This window comes from Armatimonas sp., assembly GCF_964826245.1.
In genome coordinates this window covers 1-22,392 of sequence record NZ_CBAYMC010000042.1, presented here as the reverse complement: position 1 = coordinate 22,392, position 22,392 = coordinate 1, and the positions used below count along the sequence as shown (strand labels likewise).

The 22,392-nt window shown below is 58.8% G+C and carries 19 protein-coding genes and 1 tRNA gene; 2 read left to right on the top strand and 18 right to left on the bottom strand.

The window, feature by feature from the left end; all coding sequences use genetic code 11:
- Positions 1 to 392: 392 nt before the first annotated feature.
- The 3 genes from AC1XOS_RS06115 to pyk form a co-directional block, all read right to left on the bottom strand.
- Entirely contained in the window at positions 393 to 1,046 is a 654-nt protein-coding gene (locus tag AC1XOS_RS06115; protein WP_481961335.1) for a sugar transferase, read from the bottom strand.
- A 147-nt stretch (positions 1,047 to 1,193) separates the two neighbouring features.
- On the bottom strand, positions 1,194 to 1,532 hold the full coding sequence (locus AC1XOS_RS06110) for an FtsB family cell division protein (protein ID WP_481961334.1): 339 nt from the start codon (positions 1,530 to 1,532) through the stop codon (positions 1,194 to 1,196).
- The gene (pyk, locus tag AC1XOS_RS06105) at positions 1,516 to 2,940 is read right to left on the bottom strand and encodes a pyruvate kinase (protein ID WP_481961333.1); all 1,425 of its coding nucleotides are present in this window, start codon (positions 2,938 to 2,940) and stop codon (positions 1,516 to 1,518) included. The genes AC1XOS_RS06110 and pyk overlap by 17 nt, the downstream gene beginning before the upstream one ends.
- Positions 2,941 to 3,027: 87 nt before the next feature.
- On the opposite strand from pyk, the gene AC1XOS_RS06100 reads away from it, so the two are divergent.
- Positions 3,028 to 3,156, top strand: a tRNA-OTHER gene (locus tag AC1XOS_RS06100).
- 13 nt (positions 3,157 to 3,169) lie between these two features.
- Here AC1XOS_RS06100 and nadB read toward each other — a convergent pair.
- The 12 genes from nadB to AC1XOS_RS06040 all read right to left on the bottom strand — a co-directional run bounded on the left by nadB (position 3,170) and on the right by AC1XOS_RS06040 (position 16,912).
- A complete protein-coding gene (gene nadB / locus AC1XOS_RS06095) occupies positions 3,170 to 4,792 on the bottom strand; it encodes an L-aspartate oxidase (protein WP_481961332.1) in 1,623 nt (540 codons plus the stop codon).
- A 512-nt stretch (positions 4,793 to 5,304) separates the two neighbouring features.
- Positions 5,305 to 6,336 carry a hypothetical protein gene (locus AC1XOS_RS06090; protein ID WP_481961331.1) on the bottom strand — a complete coding sequence of 344 codons (1,032 nt, stop codon included), beginning with the start codon at positions 6,334 to 6,336 and terminating at the stop codon, positions 5,305 to 5,307.
- Positions 6,333 to 8,162 carry a CsgG/HfaB family protein gene (locus tag AC1XOS_RS06085; RefSeq protein WP_481961330.1) on the bottom strand — a complete coding sequence of 610 codons (1,830 nt, stop codon included), beginning with the start codon at positions 8,160 to 8,162 and terminating at the stop codon, positions 6,333 to 6,335. Before AC1XOS_RS06085 ends, AC1XOS_RS06090 begins: the two co-directional genes overlap by 4 nt.
- A gap of 13 nt (positions 8,163 to 8,175) precedes the next feature.
- On the bottom strand, positions 8,176 to 9,207 hold the full coding sequence (locus tag AC1XOS_RS06080; RefSeq protein WP_481961329.1) for an LPP20 family lipoprotein: 1,032 nt from the start codon (positions 9,205 to 9,207) through the stop codon (positions 8,176 to 8,178).
- A 36-nt stretch (positions 9,208 to 9,243) separates the two neighbouring features.
- The gene (locus tag AC1XOS_RS06075; protein ID WP_481961328.1) at positions 9,244 to 10,299 is read right to left on the bottom strand and encodes a hypothetical protein; all 1,056 of its coding nucleotides are present in this window, start codon (positions 10,297 to 10,299) and stop codon (positions 9,244 to 9,246) included.
- The gene (speD, locus tag AC1XOS_RS06070) at positions 10,299 to 10,649 is read right to left on the bottom strand and encodes an adenosylmethionine decarboxylase (protein ID WP_481961327.1); all 351 of its coding nucleotides are present in this window, start codon (positions 10,647 to 10,649) and stop codon (positions 10,299 to 10,301) included. The genes AC1XOS_RS06075 and speD overlap by 1 nt, the downstream gene beginning before the upstream one ends.
- Entirely contained in the window at positions 10,640 to 12,169 is a 1,530-nt protein-coding gene (locus AC1XOS_RS06065; protein WP_481961326.1) for a polyamine aminopropyltransferase, read from the bottom strand. Before AC1XOS_RS06065 ends, speD begins: the two co-directional genes overlap by 10 nt.
- A gap of 12 nt (positions 12,170 to 12,181) precedes the next feature.
- On the bottom strand, positions 12,182 to 12,475 hold the full coding sequence (locus AC1XOS_RS06060) for a DUF350 domain-containing protein (protein WP_481961325.1): 294 nt from the start codon (positions 12,473 to 12,475) through the stop codon (positions 12,182 to 12,184).
- Positions 12,476 to 12,477: 2 nt separating this feature from the next.
- Positions 12,478 to 12,672 (bottom strand): hypothetical protein, encoded by a 195-nt coding sequence (locus AC1XOS_RS06055; protein ID WP_481961324.1) that lies wholly within the window; start codon positions 12,670 to 12,672, stop codon positions 12,478 to 12,480.
- Positions 12,669 to 13,886 carry a DUF4178 domain-containing protein gene (locus tag AC1XOS_RS06050; protein ID WP_481961323.1) on the bottom strand — a complete coding sequence of 406 codons (1,218 nt, stop codon included), beginning with the start codon at positions 13,884 to 13,886 and terminating at the stop codon, positions 12,669 to 12,671. The genes AC1XOS_RS06055 and AC1XOS_RS06050 overlap by 4 nt, the downstream gene beginning before the upstream one ends.
- A 64-nt stretch (positions 13,887 to 13,950) precedes the next feature.
- Complete coding sequence (locus tag AC1XOS_RS06045; protein WP_481961322.1) at positions 13,951 to 15,486, bottom strand: S41 family peptidase; 1,536 nt, start codon at positions 15,484 to 15,486, stop codon at positions 13,951 to 13,953.
- Between the two features lie 4 nt (positions 15,487 to 15,490).
- Positions 15,491 to 16,912: a S41 family peptidase gene (locus tag AC1XOS_RS06040; RefSeq protein WP_481961321.1), complete on the bottom strand. Its 1,422-nt coding sequence runs from the start codon at positions 16,910 to 16,912 to the stop codon at positions 15,491 to 15,493.
- Between the two features lie 114 nt (positions 16,913 to 17,026).
- Here AC1XOS_RS06040 and AC1XOS_RS06035 point away from each other — a divergent pair, with 114 nt between their 5' ends.
- A complete protein-coding gene (locus tag AC1XOS_RS06035) occupies positions 17,027 to 20,050 on the top strand; it encodes a DUF1553 domain-containing protein (protein WP_481961320.1) in 3,024 nt (1,007 codons plus the stop codon).
- A gap of 42 nt (positions 20,051 to 20,092) precedes the next feature.
- Here AC1XOS_RS06035 and AC1XOS_RS06030 read toward each other — a convergent pair whose 3' ends face one another.
- The 3 genes from AC1XOS_RS06030 to AC1XOS_RS06020 form a co-directional block, all read right to left on the bottom strand.
- Positions 20,093 to 21,184 carry a Gfo/Idh/MocA family protein gene (locus tag AC1XOS_RS06030; RefSeq protein WP_481961319.1) on the bottom strand — a complete coding sequence of 364 codons (1,092 nt, stop codon included), beginning with the start codon at positions 21,182 to 21,184 and terminating at the stop codon, positions 20,093 to 20,095.
- 43 nt (positions 21,185 to 21,227) lie between these two features.
- Entirely contained in the window at positions 21,228 to 21,665 is a 438-nt protein-coding gene (locus tag AC1XOS_RS06025; protein WP_481961318.1) for a hypothetical protein, read from the bottom strand.
- 121 nt (positions 21,666 to 21,786) lie between these two features.
- A partial coding sequence (locus AC1XOS_RS06020; protein WP_481961317.1) for an NUDIX domain-containing protein occupies positions 21,787 to 22,392 on the bottom strand: 606 nt, incomplete at its 5' end.

The following is a 22,392-nucleotide window of genomic DNA, read 5'->3' as shown; positions in this document are numbered from 1 at the left end:
CCAGGTAGAACAGCACCGTTTTTGGCATCCACGATCTTAAACTTGATCTGGCCATCTGCCCAAGCCGAAGCAGCGGGTAGCAGAAGACTGAGGGCACTCGCAGTTGCCCAGATACTGCCACGACGGGCAAAGCGTTGGTGTGTGTTATGTTTTTTCATTGTGGTTCCTGGCATCAGAAACTCCCCTAGGCAAAAATGGATTCCGGTAATTGTACGAGTACCCTCGGGTACTGTCAAGCACACTACTCTCTATGTTCTTTGTGCGCGACGAAAACTCCTGCTTGTTTTGTGCCGAATCTAGCTTCAATGAGGTATCTCATACCTGCGTGACAAACAATAAAAGCCAGGCCGCAGTGCCTAGCTTTTCCAAGGGAGATGACTCTAGTGGGTACTCTAGTAGGCTCCACGCCCTAGAAGGATGGCAGGGATCGCTCGTAGCAGAATCATCAGGTCGGTGCGAAACGAGTGGTGCTTGACATACTTCATGTCGAGCTCCAGCCAGCGCTCAAACGTCAGACCCGAGCGCCCTTCCACTTCGCGGAAACAGATCAGGCCAGGAGTGACACTCAGACGCTCCATAGGATAGTCGGGATAAGAATCAATCTCACTCTTGAGATGCGGTCGAGGCCCAACGAGAGTCATATCGCCCTTGAGGACATTCCAGAACTGAGGCGTCTCATCTAATGAACTTCGTCGTAAAAGACGGCCAATCCTAGTAACACGTGGGTCATTTTTCATCTTGAAAATCGGCCCCGAGGCTTCGTTTTGAACGGCTAGGCGCGCCTTCAGAGCATCGGCATTGGTTACCATGCTCCGAAACTTATAGAACGTAAACTGCTCACCATTCTTCCCGACACGCTTCTGACGGTAGATAATGGGGCCACGATCTGTGGCATAGATAAGAAGTGCGATCAAGGACAGAAGGGGTAACAACAGAAGTAGAGCAAGTGATGCCACTAAAATATCAAGAGCGCGTTTTGCACCGCGAGACACACTTGAACGCTTGGCACGCGTTGGAACCGAGAGAAGCTCTACGGACACAGGCATGTTTCCTTTCTGATTCTGTCTAGTTTCATCGTTATTTAATGAGCAAGGGGGCGAGCTTTCTAAGTGAGGCATGTATGTCGTCCGTGCTATTATCCCCCAATTCTCTTCGGTTTCAAACTTCGATTGTGGCACAGTGTGAAGAGTTCCTCAGAGGCGCTCGTTTTTTTTCTCACGCGGCTGAAGGTAGACGGTCTCACCTGGGCGATGATAGCCTCGTGAACGGGCTATGGCTTCGATCCCTTCTGCGGACTTGAGATAGGCTAGGTGTTGAGCATATCTTACATTTTCTGCATGCCGGTCACGGAGTCTTGCTTCGAGCTGACGCACCTCGCGATTGGTCTGCGCTCCTAAGGACCAAGGGAGCGAGAGCCACCGAACATAGAGACCGAGTGCTAAGACTATGCCAAGAGCACCGCCCAGAGTGCGCCAGAAAATATTGGACTGACGCCGCTGGCGCTGGGGACGAGGTTTAGAGAGGTTCGCCAAAAGAGTGTACCTTGATAAGATTGGTGCTTCCAGGTTTTCCCAACGGAGTGCCTGAGGTAAGCACAAAGAGACTTCCTGTCTTCAAATAACCTGCCGCCGCCGCTGCCGCCGCACTCTCGCTCAGGAGACCTTCGACACTGGTAGGGACGGGCATGAGGAGAGACTGAACCCCCCAGAAGAGAGCCAGGCGTCGACAGGTTTCCAGCGAGGGAGTGACAGCTACGACTTGTGTCTTGGGGCGGAATTTCGCAACGGAGCGTGCCGTTCCCCCAGACTCAGTGGCGCAGAGAATAGCCGCCGCCTGAAGATCATGGGCAATGGTGACGGCTGCCTCTGCAACCGCATCGGTGACGCTCTCGCGGCCAAAGATTGCCGTTTTCTCCCGCAAGAGCTGGTCGTAGTCTAGCTGCTCTTCCGTACGGCGAGCGATCCGTGCCATGGTCTCGACGGCCTGAAGGGGATGGGCTCCCACCGCGGTCTCCCCAGAAAGCATCAGTGCATCCGTACCATCTAGGATCGCGTTGGCGATGTCGGTGACCTCGGCGCGGGTGGGACGCGGGTTGCGGATCATGGAGTCGAGCATCTGGGTTGCCGTAATCACGGGCTTGCCGAGGCGGTTACAGGCACGGATCAAGCGCTTCTGGACCATGGCCATCTCCTCGACCGGTAGCTCAACTCCCAGATCTCCGCGCGCCACCATCGCGCCATCTGCCGCTTCCAGGATCGCATCCAAGTTTTCTAGCGCTTCTGCTTTTTCGATCTTGACTAGGATGGGAACCACACGCCCCGCCTGCTGCATTAGCGTGCGGAGCCGGTGGACATCGGCCACGTCGCGGACAAACGAGAGGGCGACATAGTCCACTCCGAGCGCTAGCCCAAATTTAAGATCTGCCTCGTCTTTCTCTGTCACTGCCGCGACCGGTAAGGGGACACCGGGCAGGTTGACGCCCTTGCCTGAGGAGAGCGCTCCCCCTGCAATCACGCGACAGATAACCCTCTCTGACTCTACTGTTTCGACCTGCAGCTCCAGAAGGCCATCATCGAGCAGCAGGCGCATTCCGGGAGCGGCGACGGCAAAAAACTCCGGGATGGGAAGGGGGATGCACTCCGCAGTGCCTATCGCCGATGCCAGGGTGAGGGTGACTTGCGCTCCCTCATCCAAGATGACTCCCTCCATGATTGTCCCCACACGGAGCTTGGGTCCACAGAGATCCTGCATGGCTGCGACGGGCTTGCCGACACGAGCTGCTGCCGCCTGGAGCCGTGCGAAGCGCTCTGCATGCTGGGCGTGGCTACCATGCGAGAAGTTGAAACGGGCAACATCCATCCCAGAGCGGATCAGGCGTTCCAAGGTTTCTGGGGCATCTACAGCAGGCCCTAGCGTACAGATAATTTTGGTTCGTGGCATCTAAGCCCGTATTATAGCTTGCATTTCAAAAAAAATGCACGGGGGGTGGACGACTCATTTTTGTCGTGATAAACTCCCCTGTGCTACGGGTCGGTAGCTCAGTGGTAGAGCAGTGCCCTTTGCTTATCGTGAGAACGATGGTTCATGCCATTTCAGGTGCGACTCCTGAGAGAAGCTATAAGGCATTGGTCGTGGGTTCGAGTCCCACCCGACCCATATTATTTTCATACTAGCGATTCACGACGGCGAAGTCGGTGCGTTTTCGCTTGACAAGAACGGTGTCGTGGCGCTCACTTTCCTGGGCTTCGGGGTAGTTCAAGGTGGTATGTAGCCCCCGGGACTCTTTGCGCTGCTGTGCGGAGCGGATGATCAGCTGCGCCGTCAGCGCCAGGTTCCGTAGCTCTAAGAGATCCTCGGTTGGGCGGCACGTGGCGTAGAGGCTCTCGACCTCGTCCATGATGACACTCACTGCGACATCCGCTTGGTGGAGGCGCTCGTCGTTGCGGACAATGCCCACGAACTTTGTCATCGCCGCCTGAATGCGCGTCTTCAGTGCCTCCGTGTCTGCGATACGCACGCGACCTCGGTAGGGGCGAAAGGGAGGGACATGCTCCAGAAGAGGCGGGGTATCGTCTAGGTCGTGCAAGAATAAGTCCGCGGCTCGGTGGGAGAAGACCAGCCCCTCCAGAAGCGAGTTGGAGGCGAGCCGATTGGCCCCATGGACGCCCGTACAGGTCACCTCACCGCTGGCAAAAAGCCGTGGTAGGCTTGTGCGTCCGTAGAGATCCGTGACAACCCCACCACACATGTAGTGCGCCGCAGGCACAACGGGGATGGGCTCGCGTGTCATGTCAATGCCGTAGCTGAGGCACCGTGCGTAGATATTGGGAAACCGATGCTGAATCTCCGTAGCGCTGATATGGGTGGCATCCAGAAACATACACGGCTCGTTTTGTTTCTTGCACTCTGCGTCAATGGCCCGTGCCACAATATCGCGTGGCGCTAAGTTCCCGCGCTCGTCGTAGTCATTCATGAAGGCGCGCCCGGCGGCATCCCGGAGAACTCCGCCCTCACCGCGCACTGCTTCTGAGATCAGAAAGCTACGGGCCGCAGGATGGTAGAGCGTCGTAGGATGGAACTGGATAAACTCCATGTTGGCCACTTGTGCTCCCGCCCGGAAAGCCATCGCGACCCCATCGCCGGTTGCAATGGCGGGGTTGGTGGTATGCGTGTAGACAGCACCGCAGCCACCCGTTGCCAGAAAGACCGCACGTCTCGCCAGAAAGGTCGTGATCTCCCCATCAAGCGTGTCTAAAACATACGCACCACAGATCCGCTCATCATCGTCTTTTGACTTGGCCAGATCAATGGCCATGTGGTGCTCAAAAACCTGGATCGAAGGGTGTGAGTGGATACTCTCCACGAGGGCGCGCTCGATCTCACGGCCGGTTAGGTCGTTGTTGTAGAGAATTCTGCGCCGCGAGTGGCCGCCTTCTTGCGTGAGAGCGAGCGCGCCTTTTTGGTCTTGTGTAAAGCGCGTCCCGAGGGCAATCAGCTCCCGAATACGAGTCGGCCCCTCGACGACGAGTGTCCGTACCGCATCTTCGTGACAGAGGCCAGCCCCTGCGATCAGCGTGTCATGGATATGGAGATCAAAGGAGTCGTCAGGTGCCATGACCCCCGCAATCCCCCCCTGAGCCCAGTTCGTGTTCGAGTCTGATCTGTCTTTTTTTGTGATGAGAGCAACCGTGCCAGCATCCGCAACTTTCAGCGCAAAAGTCAGGCCCGCGATTCCGGAGCCCATGACGACAAAATCAAACAGAGGAGCATTGGTATCTTGAAATTCTGCCATTATAAATATAGTATACCTGATTACACAAGTGAATAACTATGAAAAATAGATACCCTGTGAATTACTTAGATTTAGACATATTAATGACAGGACTTTGAAATACTAACGCAACTAAGTTGGATAATACTAACTTATAAGATTTTTATTCTGCTTGGAAGGGCGACTGCTCCTATACCAATGAAAGAAGCGACGCAGGCGGCTGAAGAAGGTCTCTTGGGTGATCTCTTCCAAAACCTGTGCACGGGAAATGGGAAACGCCCGCTCTGCCCGCTGCTGTGGATTTACCTGAGCAGGATGAGCCCCGCCATGACCTGCTCTCGGCGCTATGGCGCTTTCGGGTCTGTACCACGATTGCGGTCCCACTTGCTGATCACAAAGTGAATCGAGAGAGGACGATCTCTGGCCGGTCGTAGTGTAGCCGCGATACGAACGAGTATCGGAGCGAGCTCCTGCGATACCCACTCCTTGGCTTCTTCGTCCGCTCCCATCGCAAGCAAGAGCCGAACACCGTTTCATCTTCTCAAGACATGTTTGGGGGAGACTTGTTTGCGCGGTGGGACTTGGTTGCGCGGTGGGGCTTGGTTGCGCGGTGGGGCTTGGTTGCATGCAGTTATCTGAGTCTTGCTCTCCGAGAGCACCGTAAGCCCCAGAGCCTTGAGCGCCGCTGCCATTGCTGTCTCGGTTGGGACTTCTAGCTCATACGTGGCGCTGGTGCCACTCCAGGAGCGCTTTAGGGCTTTGAGGACACTGGGCAGGGCTCCGAGACGGTCACAGAGCGCCTGGGCAGCATCAGCGCTGGCAATGCCTGTGACGACGAGCTGGACGGGCTGGGTGAGGCGTGAGGGAAGCACGAGTAAGTCCTCCGCCAGAAGTCGGGCCAGTTTTTCCACGGCATCATCCACAGCTTGCTGCCGTGCGGTTTCCAGGTTAATATGCCGTCCTAGCTCGGTCTGCACCCGCGCTGCCACCACCTCAGAGCCGCGCCTTGCCCGAGCCGTGACCTCGCCACGCACGGTGTACATGATCATGGGGCCGACAGCCGTTTGCAGAGGGAGCTGGGTGACCGTGGTGAAGCGAGGAGTGACCGCCACCGTGATATCTGTCTTTTTCTCGTCTTCTTCCACCGTGAAACCCGCTTCGATAAGCGCTTTTTCCAGTGTGGGATTGAGAGTCTGTACCCGCCAGGCTCGCGCCAGTCCCAGAGCACGGACTTGCTCGGTAAGAGGGCGGAGGGAGACTGTGGCACGAACAATCACGCGAATTTCCTGGGGAAGCTGCTCCACCCGCACGATGTCGTTGAGGACGGCATGGCCGTCGCTGCGGGTTAGCACCTGGTCGCGCAACAAGGCGTAGTCTTTTGTCAGAGTCTGCCCCGAGACATAGACGCCTAGCGTCTTTTCCACTGCGTTTCGCAGCGCACTGGCGATCGCGGCTCGACGTGCACCCTCGATGTCGAGGCTTGTAAGAGTGGCACGGCCCTCGGCGAGCACGACACGGATCTCGGGACTCTGTGGTGCTTGCGCGACAGTGGCAAAGACCATCATTTTGCCTGCTCCACGGGCAGGCCGGGAATCAGCCGTGCCTTGATCTTAGCGCTGGTCTCTGGCTCAAACGAGGCATCGCAGCTACGGCCCCGGACTTTTGTGACGATCAGACGGAGAGCCGTGTTTTCTGGAAAGCGCACTAGGAGCACATCGCCCTTCTTGATACCATCGCTACTTCCTAGGCCGATCAGCACGCTCTCGGAATCGGTGTCGAGAACCGTGGCTCGGGTAAGTGACGCACTGGGCTCTGCGACAACGGCGCTACTGCTGGGGAGCAGAGCCGTGAGAGGTAGCTCGGTGAGGGCGCGGCTCAGGGCCGTCTCTCCGGTACGTAGTGCGACTCCTTGAGGCGGCTTTGTGGTGCTGGGAGGCAGGTCCAAGGCACGGGGGGCACTCTCTTCGCCCAGAGTGGTAATCGTGCGGGTCGTGGCCGCAGCCTCCCCCGTCTCCGTGGCCTGCAGGGGCGCTTCCCAGAGTACCGCACCATCGCTGAGGCTGACTAAACGGACGCTCCCCCGGATACTGGCCGATCCTTTCGAGGCGATTCTCTCCTGCCAGGAGACACGCCGGTTGCGCCTCTCCTGCTGGTAGTTGTAGAGAGCACGCTCCCAGGCAGGCAGGACACGAAAGCGATAATCATCCATTGCCTCCGCGTACTCGCGCTCGGTGCGGTAGCCCACTTTACTACCCAAAAGCGCTTCGGCGGCGGCACGCGCGAGAGGATCGGTGCCGACATCCAGCCTGAAGCGTGACGGCTCTAGGGGGCGCTGTGGAGCCTGCCCCTGCTTGGGAGTCAAGCGCTCATGGCGCGCGGAGTAGGTCGTCTCTCCACTTGCCTCACTCAGCTCGACGATTAAGAGCGTGTCAGCGGCGGCAAGTGTCTGGAGTTTTTTACGAGTTGGAGCTTCGGTGATCCCGGCTTGCGAGAGGGCAAGCTCCGAGAGGAGGGCCGAGAGTCCCTCGCGCTCCAGTACCTCAAAGGCTCCTATGTTTCGCAACCCGATGGCAGCACGGGAGGCAAGCTGGCGGGCAAGCTCGCTATCCTCTCCGATCCCACTCACGGCGACGCGGCGGACGCTGCGAAGGTCTTTTGCGCTGGAGACGACCGTGGGGGCTTCCGAGAGGCTCAGAGGATCTCCCAGGCGCTTGAGAGCCCCTTCCAAAAGAGGGCCACTGGGGGCGGCAACCACGGCGCGGGAGCGCCCGCCGGGAAGGCTCTCACGCCACGTGAGCGTATCGAGAGGCCCACAGATGGTGCCCTGTGGAAGCGCGACGAGGCCGCCGGGAACGGAGCGATCCCAGAGAATAATCTCATCCCGGTTGCCCACAGGCGAGGAAGCGTCCGCCGCGGCGAGATGGCGCACGCCCGTAAGTAAAGGTGTCGCGGCAGAGAGTGCTCCGGGCCCGATGGGAATCACCGCCACCGAGCGCACAGACCGACGAATGACCTCTTTAGGGGGCTCTTTCAGCCGGCGAAACTCGACGATGAGCTGGCGCAGGTTCCCCGAGTCGGGGGCGGAGAGGTTGACGATCCAGCGATCCCGCTTGGGGCGCTGGATGGCGATCACATTCTCGCTACTCTCGGGGGTAAGCATGAGGCGCACCGTCGTCTCCGCCTGCGCTTCAGAGCTCACCCGCTCTTTGACCCCCGAGCCCGCCAGAAGTGCGTCGGCGAGCGGCATCAGCTCGGGCGCGGCTTGGACGATCACGCGCTTTTTCTCAAAGAGCTTGAGGATATCGCCCTCACGTGCCGCAAAGCTCGGGGCGGCGATCACGATTGCTGCCGGGAGGGCAGTGAGGGCAAGGAGTGCGCTTCGCATTCGCATTTCCGTCGCGTTCCTATCGAACGGGATCACACAGCAGGATGACGCGGCATTTTTCTAAAAAGCCATCACGTCGGCTCTCTTCTAGTATCCGCTTGCCATCCTCATTGGAGAGCACGACATCTATCTTGCTGGAGTCTTTGGCACGTAGCGCTCGAACGACAAGGGGCTTCTCTCCCGCTCGCTTGCTTGCGAGTGCCTCTTCAACCGAACGCGGGTAGCCCACAATTCCAATCTCAATGGCGTAGTCCACGTCCACGTTGAGTGTGCCGTAGACCTCACGGCCATTCGTGTCGTAGATCTTAGGGCTCATCACGGCTTGAATGCCTAGGCCACGGCAGTCTACAATCACCGACGTAAAGGGGCCTTCCTCGATGGGGGAGGTGATCGGCAGGTGGTAGTTCTTAGGCTCCGCTTTGGGCTTGCGCGGCTCGACCTTGATGGGCTTTGCCCCACCGCGAGGCTCTTTAAACGGATCGCGAGGGTTGGTTTTGATGCCACGCTCGGGGAGTGAGAGAGGCTCGGGTTCTGGCTCTCTGCGCACAGGCTCTCGGCTTGGGGACTCGCGCCGTGGCTCCATAATCGCTTCCGCCATCACCGCAGAGGCGACGGAGCCTCTGCCGTACATTGGGATCTCAACCGTGACAGACGCCATGCCATCTTTGCCAACTATCTCCGAGATAATCCGGGCGTTCTGCAAGATCGCGGTAACTTTGGTCTCGACGGTGTCGCTCTCGGTGACATAGTTCTTGACCTTGGTGGTTGCGGTGACTTGGATCGAGCTCACGGCCATCGCGAGATTGCGCAGCGCATCGGCCTTAGCCGCACCCATGGCCATGAGCCGGGCCTGGGCGGGGTTTTGCGAGTTGGTGGGTGGGGCACCGTAGCCCGTGGCCTTCACCACTCCAGCAGCGTAGTTGATCCGGCCCTTACCCTGTGCGACGACATCCACGTAGGGATCGCCATCAAGCTGGGCTTGCGTGGGCAGGGTCGGCAGCGACAGAAGCGTGAGCGAGAGGGCGGCCAGAAAGACGTTGCGACGTGTCATAAAACTATCTCCTGTCTTATATATACGCTATGAAGGCTATTTTTGTGACAGGTTTTCTGGGTTGCTGACAGGTTTTTTAGGAGGAAGAAGGAGCTTGCCAAGCTCAGGATAGTCACTCATTTTCCAGATCAGGCCATCCACGAAGTAGTGGAAGATCACGACCATCGTGAAGGGGATAAACGCCCACATTGCCCAGCCATCTGGTTGGAGAAGTCCCTTGATCTCGATCACCCCGACAAGACACCCGTAGGCAAGCGCGGTTGCTCCCCATTTTAGCGCGACATGCCGGATGCCAGGAAAGCGCCGCTTTTCGTAGTGGGCCATCCAGGCGTGGTACTGCACATCGTGGTAGGCGGTCTCCAGAGCCTCTGCGACTAAGAACGGCGTGGCGGTCGCAAAAAAGACAAAGTAGTGCGTCCCGAGCGCCGAGAGCATCAGGAGTATTTTGGGCAGGTTGACGCGGTGCCCCAGCATGGCGCGGCCCACTTGGCGAAACCCAAAGAGCGTCAGGAGCACCAAAAACACTACCCAGAGCCCCTCACCCCACTCGCCCGGCAGGTTTGGGACACTGACTTTGACGCTACCGTAGACCACCAGAGGGCCGCGCACATCGCCGTAGTCGTTGAAGAAGCAGGCGAACAGTCCCGTGAAGTAGGTCAGGCCATCCAGCCAGTTGTCCAGAGGCGCACGGTCGTCGTTGAGGGCTTTATAGATCTTGAGGAAGCCGTAGTGCTGCCGCATGATATGCCACGTGCCATAGACCGCCGCCCCCACAATTAAGTACGCTTCCCACTTCAGGGCCACGCCCACAAAGCCCGCCGCGATAAAACCCGCAAGGCCCCAAGTATAGAGCCCCTTGCGTTTTTGAAACTCGTCTTTGTCGGCGTGGGTGCGGGCAAAGGTCTGGAAGATATGGGGGTGATCAAAGAGGGCGGTGAAGAAAAAGTAGGTGATGAGAATACTGTCGCCATGTAATAAAAAACCGAAGTTATGGGCAGTGCGGTAGAGGCCATAGAACGCGAAGGTGAGAGCGCAGGAGCCGATAAAAAAGGCAAGGTCGTAGCGAGCAGAGACGATCCAGCGCGGCTTCACTAGCCACGCTCCAGGCGACGGATCTCAAAGTGGCCCTCGCCGAGAGCGCTACAGAGCACAGTCATGGCACGGTCGGCACCTTCGGGGAGGCCACAGGTAAAGCAGTCGGCGGCGATATAGCCACGCTCGGGGTAGGTGTGCAGCGCTAGGTGCGACTCGGCGAGCGGCAGAAACGCGGTCAGGCCCCCACCGGGAAAGACATGCACCACCGGGGCAGAGAGCGGCGTCATCTGGGCCGCAAGTGCCGCCTCAGTGAGTGCCTGTGCGAGCCTCGGGGCATCCGTTAGGTGGCTTGGAGAGATCTCGTAGGCATCGAGAAGCAAGTGGATACCGATTGGCTTTACTCCCAACGCTTGGCTCCCCGCTCGTAGTGACGCACGACTTGAGGGCGATCCAGGGTAGACGCCGAGACAACGGTAGGTTTTGAGTCCGCATCAAAAACGGTCAGTGTCGAGAGCAGCTCTGGAGTGAGGTACTTGAGTGTCAGGCCCGAGAGCCGGGTATCGGTGAGCTTGGGAGAGGCAGCGCTGTCTTTTGCCAGCACGAAGCCCCAGTCACCGAAACTTGGCACGTAGACATGGTAGGGCGTGGTCGAAAAACCTGCCGCGGCGACCGTGCGCTCGATGCACCAGAAGGCATCGCGCGAGAAAAGCGGCGAGGTTGCCTGGGTCACAAACGCGCCACCGGGGGCAAGCCTGCGCCGGATCATGCTGTAGAACTCACGGGAGTAGAGCTTGGCGAGCACCTCGCTGTTCGGGTCGGGCAGGTCGCCGATGATCACCGAAAAAAGCGCTCCCGTCTTGTTGAGGTAGGTGAAAGCATCTTCATGAACTAAAGTGACACGGGGGTCATCGAGTGCGCCGCTATTCTGGGCTTTAAGGCTCGGGTAGGTGCGGGCAATGCGGGTCATGGCGGGGTCAATATCCACCAGCACCACTTTTTTAACCCCAGGCCACTTGAGTACTTCACGCACGCCCAGCCCGTCGCCGCCGCCTAGCACCAGCACGGACTCCTGACTTACCGAGAGGCTCAGGGCAGGGTGAACCAGAGCCTCGTGGTAGCGGTACTCATCGAGCGACGAGAACTGCAGGTTGCCATCCAGAAAGAGCCGTAGGTCTTCCCGAAAGCGCGTCACCACGATTTTCTGGTACGGAGTCTGCCGCGCAAAGAGGATCTCGTCGTCGTAGAGCCGCTTCTCGAAAAATCGCCCGGCCTGGTCGGCGACCGCCAGCCCGAAGCCAAGAAAAGCGGCCAAAAAGACGCAGAGGAGCACGATCAGCCGAGGGTTCTTCAGCTTGGCACCAAAGACCCGCAGGTTCCACACCGCGATCCCTAGGTTGAGGAGCCCCACCACAAAGGCCGTGCGGGTCATGCCCAGGGCAGGCAGAAGTACGAGGGGAAACGTGACCGAGCCTAGAAGTGAGCCCACGTAGTCAAAAGAGAGTGCCTGTGCAATCGTCTCTTTGAGCGCACCATAGGGTGAGAGCAGGCGCGTCAGGAGAGGCAGCTCAATACCGACGAGGCCGCCGATAAGCCCGATCAGCACAAAAAGCGCCCCGTAGTAGAGGCCGCCGAGATACGAGTACGCGCCAAACAGTGCCCACGCCGAGACCCCACCGACGACGGCTAGGAGAATCTCCACGGTGAGAAACCAGCGCAAGAGGTGCACTGTCACGAACTGCGACAGATACGAGCCAATCCCCATTGCCCCGATAAAGACCCCTATGCACAGGGAGAACTGTGTCACCGAGGAGCCGATCAGATACGAGGAGATCGTCGCCAAGAGTAGCTCATAGATCAGGCCGCACGCCGCCACCAGAAAGACACTCGTGAGGAGGGTGAGAACTTCGCGCCGGTCTTGCTCGCTCATGAGTTGCTTTAGTTAGGAGTGAATCGTCGCCGCGACGATCAGCGCAATTCCCAGAACCACTGAACCTGCGAGAGTGGCCGCCGCCATGTTTTTGTTCTCAAAGATCTCTTTTTCGATATTGGCTTTGATGGCAAGATCAAATACCTTAAAGCCAATCACGGCTAAGACAATGCCAATCACGCCATAGATCAGGGTGGAAAGAATGCCTTCGGTGAGGCTTTGGCGGGAGCGCCCTACTGACTCCTGGGCAAGTGCAGGAAGAGTGGTCGCCACAAGCAGCGAGAGCGTTGCGAGTATTTTATTCATAGTTATTTTCCAAAGTGGCTACCGCCACCGGTGATGTGCGTACCGACACGGGCGCTTGCACGGCTATGGATGGTGTTGCGCTGGGCTGTGGTGGTCGCTGTATTGGGGAGAAGCCAGCCAAAGTAGGCCGCGCCACAGGTGAAGGCAAAGCTCAACAGCAGGAGCAACGTCGCGATTCGATAGCCCCAGGTCTTCACGAGTCTTGCATCGCCTCCGCAAAGCTCTTACGGGCACCAGGCGCTCCAGAGAGCCAGAAGCAGGTTCCTAGCACCAGCCCGATTCCTCCAAACCAGGCAAGTGGGGTGGCATGTCGCACATCCTCATAGACACGCACCATGATCGGAACACTCGTGGCGGCGGCTTCGGGATCGGCATAGACACGCACGCGGAAATCTCCGGCTTTCGCGAGTCTAAAGTCGGTGTTGGCGTCCGTGACCCACTCATGCCACGGGCCATCGTCGTAGCCGGTCTCGTCCCAGAACTCCTGCTCCGCTTCAAAAACCGCGCCGCCCGCATCTTCGAGCACTCCTTGCACCCAGACGGATGTCTGGCTGAGCCCACCGGACGCGAGAGACAAGCGGTGCGGGAACTCAATGTGCTTGAGAGGAAAGGGCCCGACGAGACTTCCTTCATCGGCGACTTGATCTGCCGTGAGCTGTGCGCTAAAAACTTGTTTGCCGTTGGTGCTGGAGGCGATTGCGCAGAGAAAGAACGCAAGCAGGGAGAGATTGAGCCAGAGACAGCCAAAGCGCCGTCGGTCGGTCTGGACGACGTCTTTCTGCATTTCTTCGCGTACTTCTTCTTTCAGGCCAAAGAGAGTGTAGACTTCTGCGGCATCTAAGCGACGTCCACGGAACCACTCAATCCCATCGCTGGCTTGCTCGACAGAGAAGATCGTATCGCCAGAGCCAAAGTCGGCGTAGGGGCTGCTCTCGCCCACGGAGACACGCCAGGGAATCTCACCCTCCACCCCGGCCACGCGCATCATCCCAACCGAGGTGACGATATAGGTCTTGCCACCCAGTGTCACGGGCTGGCCCTCGGTATAGTCACCCACTCGCACGCTCTGACTGCCCTCGGGCCAGTAGCGTGTCAGGCTCCACTTGCCCTCATCGAACTCTAGGTACTGTGCATCGCCGTCTTGCGAGAGAAGCACCCACTCTTCCCAGGCGTAGCCCTCGCTGTCACGAAACAACAAGCGGCCCACCGCGACATACTCACGCCCACCGAGCTTCGCTTTCATTCCGATGCGAATCGGTGAGGTATGGGCAAACGTGCCCCCCGGATGGGTGAAGGGCAGAGGAGGGAGGGTCGCTCCACAGTAGGCGCATGTACTCTGGCTGTTTTTAAAGACACGCGCCTGAGCGCCACAGCTCGGACAGGCAAGCGAAGGGTCAAGAGTGCGCTGCATTTGGACTGTATTATAGCAAAAGTGGGAGCGCAAATCTTGCGCTCCCACTTTTGCTCTATTATTTTTATTTTTCGTCGTCTTTGACTTGCTCTGCCAAGTGCTCAGGAGGCCGCTGCTCAGAGTGCATCGGGATTCCCCCGAGCTTCTTGGGATTGGCACTCACTGTCTCGGACTTCTCGGGCTTATCGGGGAGGTCTTTCTCCGATTTTGGCCAGGGCTTTCCTGCCATACGGCCTTTGAGAAGCTCGATTCCCTTGGCGATCTGAGGGCTGTACTTGGCCGCTGCACGCCGGTCAAAGGGCTTGTCACGGAGCGCGACCCACTGCGCCTCGATATCTTTATCCGTCTCGACCAGCACCAAGTCCGGCTTGACACCCCCTTGCTTGGTGACAGCACCCGACTCATCCCGAAACGTGTTGATATCGCGCTTGCCCCGTGTGTAGTAGCGTTGTGTGGTGATCTTGACCGCACCCTCGCCATCTTGCAGAGGGATAATGGTCTGCACCAGCCCCTTGCCGTAGGTTCGTGTTCCAATGAGGAAGCCCGAGCCACCGTCTTGGATCGCCCCTGAGACAATCTCGGAGGCACTGGCGGAGCCGCCATTGATGAGCACCACCGTGGGGATTTTGCCCTGTGCAAGTGGCCCACGGCGCTTGGTGACATCAACATCGAGCGAGCGCATCTGCCCGTTTTTCTCTTTGAGCCAGGTCACGGGGCCGCTCGGTAAGAAGCGTGCGCTCATGTCCTGTGCCACGTGGAGCATGCCACCTGGGTTGTTGCGCAGGTCAAAAATCAGGGCCTTCATGCCTAGTTTTTGGAGACGCTCTAAGGCAATCCCGAACTGGAGATCGGCTTCCTCGCTGAAGAGATCCAGGCGAATGTAGCCGATCTTGGCGACATCGTCTTGCATCCAGGAGTCAATCACCGGTGAGTTGACCTGTGCACGGGTGAAGACATAGTCTTTTTTCTCGGTACCACGGCGAATCCCAAGCCGCACTTTCGTGCCCTCTTCGCCTTTAATGCGCTTGATCACGTCGTCTAGGTGCTGCGAGTCCGAGATCAAGGCGGATTTACCATCTACTTCCACGATCACATCGCCGGGTTTGAGCTTGGCGCGCCAGGCGGGGGAGTTCTCAATGGGCTCGATGATCATCGGGAACTTCTTGTCTTTGGTGACATCCAGCTTCGCCCCGATCCCAAAGAAGCGCCCCTGGGTGTCTTCCATGTTGCGCTTGAACTCTTCGGGGTTCCAGTACTCGGTGTAGCGGTCGCCCACAGCCAGCACCATGCCGTCAATTCCGGCGTAGCTAATCTTGTTGCGCCACTTGTTTAGCTCCGTGGGAGCCGTGGGCGGGGTGCCGTACTCTGTGAGAATCTTCTGGAGCACACTGTGGTAGGTATCAATCGGAGCAAGCTCACTGGTGCGGGCTTTCGCTTCTTTGGGGCGAGTTGCCTCACTAAGACGAGACGCCATCAGCAGAGGACTGGTGCGGAGGGGGTCTTCTCGGCGCGTGCGAAACGCTTCAAGGTTAAAGCCACTGAAAAACGCGGCTCCGACGAGGCTGGCGGCAGCGATGCCTTTGATGGTATTGCGTAGCATGGTGTTATTCCTTTGCTCCTGTTGGCGAGGTTCCGGCGATCTGAGGACGGTTCTTGAGCGAGGCTACGGCGCGGGCTAGCACCTCACTCTCCGGGGTGCCTGAGGCTACCGCGATCTGAGGATTGAGGCCGATCCCTGACCATGCGACTCCCTTGCCGCTGACGAGCTTGCCCGTGATCAGGGTGAAGGCGGAGCCATCTTGCAACAAGTACATTCCCTGCACCAAGGCATCACCAAAAGTCTTCTCCCCGACCAGGGTGGCGCCGCCACGCTCACTCAAACAAGAGGCAAGCGCCTCAGCAGTGGAGGCCGTGCCACCGTCCACCAAGACCGTGAGCGGGCCTTTCACACGCGCCGCTTCACTGGCGAGGAGGCTACTCTTCTTGCCGCCTTGGCCTACTTCTTGTGCCACCACGCCACGGCCACTGAGCAGGCCCGCAATCTGCTGCATCGCCTCAAACGAGCCGCCGGGGGTTCCCCGTAGATCTAAAACCAAGCCTGTATTCTCAGCGGGTAGGCTCTCCAGGGCCTTGGCAAGGGCAGCATCCGTGCCTTCGCTCAGATAGGGAATTTTGACGTAGCTTGCTTTCCCCTCCAGGGTCTTGACGGTCAGAGGGGGGGCAGTGGTTACCCCTGGAGTTACCTCGACTTTGAGCGGTGTTGCCTGGCCTTTGCGCTGAACGGTGAGCGCGTACTTTTCTTTGGTCGCGGTACTCTTCGCGAGTAGGGTGTCACCGCGCAGAAGCATCTCAGCGGCGTGGAGGCGAATCCCGCCTGCAATGCGGTCACGGGCTGTCACGCGCGCTTTCTCGTAGGCTTTTTCATCTACCTCGCGGTTCTGGAACTGCTGTGCCACTTTTGCGAAAGAGACCAGCGGATCGTAGCCCAGTACCCAGCGCCCGTCAATATGGGTGATGACATCACCGGGCTTCAGGCCCGCTTTTTCGGCAGCGGAGCCGGGCAGGGGTGCGATGACGACGATTTTATGGTCGGTGTAGCCTGCCGTTTTCGTTGCCTGAACCGAGAGCGCCGCTCCGATACCGGCGAACTTGCCTTGCGCCTCGGCCTCTAAAAGCTTGCGCTGCTCGGGCTCCAAAAAATAAGAGTTGGGATCTTCTAGTGAGGCGATCATGAGCTTGACACTGGTCTGCGCCATCTTCGTGTCGCTGGGAAGAGTGTCGTAGTACTGGTCTTTAACAAGGGAGTAGACCGTCTCAAAGGTTCCTCCAAAGTCCTGGCCTGCGCCAAGATTGGGAGTCGCTGCGTGGCCGTTCTCTGCCACTTGTGCCCGCCCGACGGCGGCTTGTAGAACTCGCGGACTCGTGGGAGCGTTGCCTTGGCGCAGCCGTGCGCCACCGGCAAAGGCAATCCCAGTGGCCAGGACAAGCCCAGCTCCAAAAACAAAAGAACCACTCCGTCGTTGCATTATCTCACCCGCCCCTTCGTGCAATCTCTTCTGAATACGTTATTTTATCATCGGTTGTGCCCACCATATTACCAAAGCTGGTCGTTTTCATGGGACTAGAGGTAAAATCTCTCCGTGAAACGATCCTCACTTTGCCTTCTCGCCGCACTGCCGCTGGCGCTCTCTCTCTTTGCAAGCGCATCGCCGCAGAAACCTCGGGTGAGCTACACCCGCGAGATTCGCCCTATTCTTGCCGAGAACTGCTTTCTCTGCCACGGCCCCGACCCTGGCTCGCGGCAAGCAAACCTGAGGCTCGACCAGCCCAACGCGGCGACAAAAAAAGCGCTACTGGCTCGCATTACGGCTCCGGTGAGCGATGCGCTTCATATGCCGCCGGTGCACACGAAAAAAACTCTCACGTCTGCTCAGATCGCCACGGTGCGGCAGTGGCTTTCGGAGGGTGCAAAGTACGAAAAACACTGGGCGTTTGGCCCCCTGGCCCCCACAAGTGGGGGGATCGACCGGTATATCCGCGAGCGTCTTGTCAAAGAGAAGCTCAAGCCCTCACCCGAGGCGAGCCGGGCGGAGTGGCTGCGACGGGTGAGTTTGGACTTGATCGGGTTGCCGCCCAGTATCGCGGAGGCCGATGCGTTTTTCAGTGACAAAACGCCGAGTGCACATGAGAAAGTCGTGGATCGGCTGCTAGCATCTCCGCATTTTGGGGAGCAGATGGCCTTGCCCTGGCTGGATGTGGCACGCTACGGCGACAGCTACGGCTACCAGTCGGATCAGCTCTCGACCGTCTGGCCGTGGCGGGACTGGGTTGTGGGGGCGTTCAATCGCAATCTTCCCTACGATCAGTTCATTACCCAGCAGCTCGCGGGGGACTTACTGCCAAACGCCACACGAGAGACGCGCCTCGCCACGACGTTTAACCGCTTGCACCGCATGACCAATGAAGGCGGCTCCGTCCCTGAGGAGTGGCGCTTGGAGTACGTCGCGGATCGTGTGCGGACGCTTGGAACGGCGTTTCTGGGCCTGACCTTGGAGTGCGCTCGCTGCCACGATCACAAGTACGATCCCATCAAGCAGAGCGACTTCTACGGCCTCTCGGCGTTTTTTAACTCCATAGACGAGCACGGCCTCTACGACTCAGGGAGCATCACCCCGACCCCATCGCTACTCCTGCCCACGCCCGAGCAAGAGAGAGCTCTTGAGCAGGCAAAAAGTGGGGTTGCTGAAGCCGAGAAAGTACTGGAGGAGACTAAAAACCGCCAGGAAGCCGCCTTTCAAGAGTGGCTGAAGCGCCGTCCGCTGGAGGACCGCAAGGACGGAGGGCGTCCTGACTTGGTCACCTACTTTGGCTTTGAGACGGTCGATGGCGTACCGCACGTCGATGCCGTCCCCTTGGTGCCGGGCAAGATAGGCATGGCGGCGCAGCTCGATGGCGACAATAATATTAACTTTGGAGATAAGGCACGCTTCACCCGCCATACGCCGTTTACCATTGACTTCTGGATGCGCGATGGGCGGGTTCTCAAAGATCCTGTTGTCGTCTACACATCAAGCGCGGGCACGGATGCAGGCCCTTACGGCTACGATCTAATGATCGAGGATGGGATCCTGCAAGCCCGCATGATGCGCCACTGGCCTGGCAATGCCATCGCCATTCGTGCCACAAACCCCGTTCCGAAAGACACTTGGCTCCGTGTGACGCTGACCTACGATGGTTCCAGTAAAGCCTCAGGCATGAAGCTCTATGTGGATGGCCAGCCTGCCGCGACCAAGATTCTTCGCGACCACATCTGGAAGGGCACGGGAACCCACACGCTCGCCTTTGGTCAGCGCTTCCGTGATAAGGGCTTCAAAGGCGGCTTGATTGATGAGCTCTCGGTCTACAGCCGGGCCCTGACTGCGACAGAACTCTCAGGCACCAAACAGCCCGAGGCACTGCGTGACTACTACTTCTCCGCACTCGACCCTGAGACCCGCGCTGCGCAGGCGAAGCTCACTGCTGCCCGCGAGCGCGTCTGGCGCGCGGAAGACCCGATTCAGGAAGTCATGGCGATGGAGGAGCTGCCCACGCCGCGCCCCAGCTATGTTCTGGCACGCGGTGCCTACGATGCGCCCAAGACCGACAAGAACCGCGTCGGACGTATCACCCCCGCTTTTCTCCCGCCTCTGGCCCCCTCCGCCCCCACGAGTGGGGGAGCCCGAGTGGATCGGCTTGCGCTGGCTCGCTGGCTCACGCGGCCCGACCATCCTCTGACGGCGCGCGTTGCGGTCAACCGTTTCTGGCAGCAGTTCTTTGGGCGTGGCTTGGTGGAGACGAGCGAGGACTTTGGGATTCAGGGGAGCTTACCGAGCCACTCCGAGCTTTTGGACTGGCTTGCTAAAGACTTCCAGCGCGACTGGAGCGTGAAGCGCCTCGTGAAGCAGCTCGTGCTAAGCCAGACGTACCGGCAGAGCAGTGCCCAGCGGCCAGAGCTGCAAAAAAGAGACCCGCAGAATGTCTTGCTGGCTCGTGGGCCAAGCTACCGGCTCTCGGCGGAGACAATTCGCGATGTGGCGCTCTCGGCCAGTGGGCTGCTGGATGCCAAGCTCGGTGGGCCACCGGTGAGCCCGTACCAGCCGGGAGATCTCTGGCGTGAGGCCAACACCATGAGCCCTGGCTATCGGCAGAGTGTCGGAGGGGATCTCTACCGCCGAAGCCTCTACACGGTCTGGAAGCGCACGGCCCCGATGCCCAACATGATGGCCTTCGATGCGTCGGGGCGAGAAGTCTGTACGGCCCGTCGTCAGAACACCAGCACGCCCCTCCAGGCCTTGGTCTTACTAAATGATCCGCAGTTTGTCGAAGCTGCACGCGTGCTTGGGGAGCGAATCGTCAAAGAGGGCGGCACGACGGACTCCCAGCGGGTGGTCTATACCTTTCGCACCCTCACCACACGCTTTCCCACACCGACTGAGGCGCGGCTCTTGGAGCAGCTCTACGCCGCCCAGCGCCAGCTCTTCACCCAAGCACCTGCCGAGGCTGCAAAACTTCTCACCGTCGGGGAGAAGAAAGCCGATCCCGCGCTGAGTCCCCTCGAAGTCGCCGCTGCGGCCACGCTTGCCCAGGCGATTCTCAACCTAGATGCCACGATCTGGAAGCGCTAACTCCCCTTCCTTGTCCTGAGGGAAGGGGCCGGGGGATGGGTTTTAGTCCAGCAGTGTGACAGTGCGCTTCTCTTTTGCAGAGAGCATGGCGCTGTCTACGATCTGCTGGCCGATGCGGCAGAGTGTGGGATCTAGTGGGCCGTGGAGGCGACAGCCGGTTTCGAGGTAGTGGATGAGGTGCTCAATCGGGTTGCGCCAGCCCGGCTGAAGCGTGTCCACGGGGATCTCCTGGGTCGCGGGCTGGTCTTTGGTCTGGACGCGAATCACGGGCTCGTAGTCGTAGCTAGAGATCGTGCCGTGGGTGCCCATGACCACAAAGCCGCACTTGGGCTGGGGCTGGAGTGTCCAGGGGTCGGTGAAGGTGCCCCAGCGCGTCTCGAACTTGGAGAGGCTGTAGGGGGTGGCGTAGCGGCAGACCGTGATCGAGTGCTCATCGACGTCTAAGCCGGGTTTACTGTCGGTGACGCACGTGACTTCGACAGGCTTTCGGCCTTCCAGAAACCAGGTGCCGAGGGTCACGCCGTAACCTAAGTAGTCCTGAAGTGAGCCTCCTGCTGCCGATCTCTGATACCACCAGGACTCGGACTTCTGGCGATTGGCCTCGTCTTCTGTGATCTCGACTTTATCCGCGATATGGCGCAGAGGACCACGGTTGCCGTCGTAGTAGTGCACCTCCAGCACGTCGCCAATCAAGCCCTCCGAGAGCAAGCGCTTGGTGGTGACATGTGGCGGGTACCAGGCGAGAGGCCAGTTGATGATCATCGTCTTGCCGGTCTTTGCCACTGCCGCGATCATCCGATCTGCATCGGCTAAGCGGGCGGCAAAGGGCTTCTCGACCAGAATGTGCGTCCCATAGGGCGCGACATCCACTACATACTGGCCATGCTCACCCGTCTTGGGGCAGAGAATCACGAGATCGGGCTGGGTCGTCTCCAGGCACACGCGCCAGTCCGTAAAGACGCGCTCCTCAGGGACGGCAAGGCTGGCTACCACGCCTGCCATACGCTCGCGGCTGGCGTCGGCAACCCCCACAAGCTCGGCGCGGGGGTGCTCACGCACTTGGCGCAGCAGATCCCCCATGTGCATGTGGTCAAAACTCACCCCAGCGACGCGGAATTTCTTCGGCTCAGACATGCCCTAGGGTTCGGTTTTCGCTGCCCACTTTCCTGCTGGTGAACTACGGGGTAAGCAGAGCCACATCGGCTCGATCAATGGCCATGGTGATGGCCTTGGTGATTGCGAGTGAGTTGCTGTCTTGAGGCTGAGATGTGCTACCGATCCGACGTGCGAGAGTGTAGCACTGCTCCAGATAGGCACGTGCCTCTTTAGGCTGCCCCTTGGCCTTGGCAGTTTCCGCGGCATGGATGAGACCTTTGCTGAGCAAGAGTAGCTGCATACTCGGCGTTACTTCGGTGCTTAGCTCTGACTCAATCGGCAAGGGCATTGGGGCGTTTGCATGGCTCTTGAGGAGCTCAAGCGCTTCTTTGGTGCGGTTTTGCTGGATAAGAACAAGGGCTGTACTACAGTGAACAAACTCCTGATCTGCTTCCGTCTTGTTTGGGGAAGTCGTGATGTTATCCAAACCGGCTTTTGCGCTACCCAGAACAAAAATCAAAACAACGGTACTACCTAATAATGGCAGCCAAGGGGCTACTCGTGGCATGTGTTTATCCTCCGTTTTCTCTCCCCCGCTCGTTGACGAGGTAGTTCCTTATTGGTGTATTGGAACGCGTTTTTTAGAACAAAGACGGCTGATTTTGACTGTTTTGAATGAAACCCAGTAGTTTTGCTTGCGGCGAGGAAAGAGGAAAGCGCTCTAAGTCCTTATAGGTCACCCAGATGAGATTTTCGGGGAGCGGATCGGGAAGCGAGACCGGAGAAGCTGCTAAGGCGTAGAGGGTGATCTTGCGCGTTGTCACGCCGTGCTTCAGGCTGGCAAGCGGCGCGCCGATAGTGCCGGTGGTGCCCAGAAGCTCCAAGAGTGCACGCAAGCCTGCCGCCTCTAGGCTCTCTGCCGTCTGCACGGTGACGCGTGGTAGCTCAAAGAGGCCGCCCCAGAGCCCTTCCTCAGGGCGCTTAACGAGCAGAAACCAGTCGCCATCGGTGATCCAGAGGCTAACATCGCTCTGGGACGTGAAGGCTTTCTTGGGGGCAAAGTGCGGAAACTGATCGGTGGCACTCTGCTGGAAAGCGGCGCAGACACTCTGCACAGGGCACGCCCCACACTTGGGGGGAGTGAGGCAGTGCAGCGCTCCTAGCTCCATCAGGGCTTGGTTGAACTCGCCCGCTCGGCCCGCAGGTAGTAGCTCCGCCGCTTTCACCCAGAGCAAGTCTTGAGTTTT

What these genes read in the sequence shown, in the direction of transcription:
- AC1XOS_RS06115 (WP_481961335.1), bottom strand. Translation starts at nt 1,046, where the DNA reads ATGCCTGTGTCCGTAGAGCTTCTCTCGGTTCCAACGCGTGCCAAGCGT.
- pyk (WP_481961333.1), bottom strand. Translation starts at nt 2,940, where the DNA reads ATGCCACGAACCAAAATTATCTGTACGCTAGGGCCTGCTGTAGATGCC.
- nadB (WP_481961332.1), bottom strand. Translation starts at nt 4,792, where the DNA reads ATGGCAGAATTTCAAGATACCAATGCTCCTCTGTTTGATTTTGTCGTC.
- AC1XOS_RS06090 (WP_481961331.1), bottom strand. Translation starts at nt 6,336, where the DNA reads ATGATGGTCTTTGCCACTGTCGCGCAAGCACCACAGAGTCCCGAGATC.
- AC1XOS_RS06085 (WP_481961330.1), bottom strand. Translation starts at nt 8,162, where the DNA reads ATGCGAATGCGAAGCGCACTCCTTGCCCTCACTGCCCTCCCGGCAGCA.
- AC1XOS_RS06080 (WP_481961329.1), bottom strand. Translation starts at nt 9,207, where the DNA reads ATGACACGTCGCAACGTCTTTCTGGCCGCCCTCTCGCTCACGCTTCTG.
- AC1XOS_RS06065 (WP_481961326.1), bottom strand. Translation starts at nt 12,169, where the DNA reads ATGAGCGAGCAAGACCGGCGCGAAGTTCTCACCCTCCTCACGAGTGTC.
- AC1XOS_RS06060 (WP_481961325.1), bottom strand. Translation starts at nt 12,475, where the DNA reads ATGAATAAAATACTCGCAACGCTCTCGCTGCTTGTGGCGACCACTCTT.
- AC1XOS_RS06050 (WP_481961323.1), bottom strand. Translation starts at nt 13,886, where the DNA reads ATGCAGCGCACTCTTGACCCTTCGCTTGCCTGTCCGAGCTGTGGCGCT.
- AC1XOS_RS06045 (WP_481961322.1), bottom strand. Translation starts at nt 15,486, where the DNA reads ATGCTACGCAATACCATCAAAGGCATCGCTGCCGCCAGCCTCGTCGGA.
- AC1XOS_RS06040 (WP_481961321.1), bottom strand. Translation starts at nt 16,912, where the DNA reads ATGCAACGACGGAGTGGTTCTTTTGTTTTTGGAGCTGGGCTTGTCCTG.
- AC1XOS_RS06030 (WP_481961319.1), bottom strand. Translation starts at nt 21,184, where the DNA reads ATGTCTGAGCCGAAGAAATTCCGCGTCGCTGGGGTGAGTTTTGACCAC.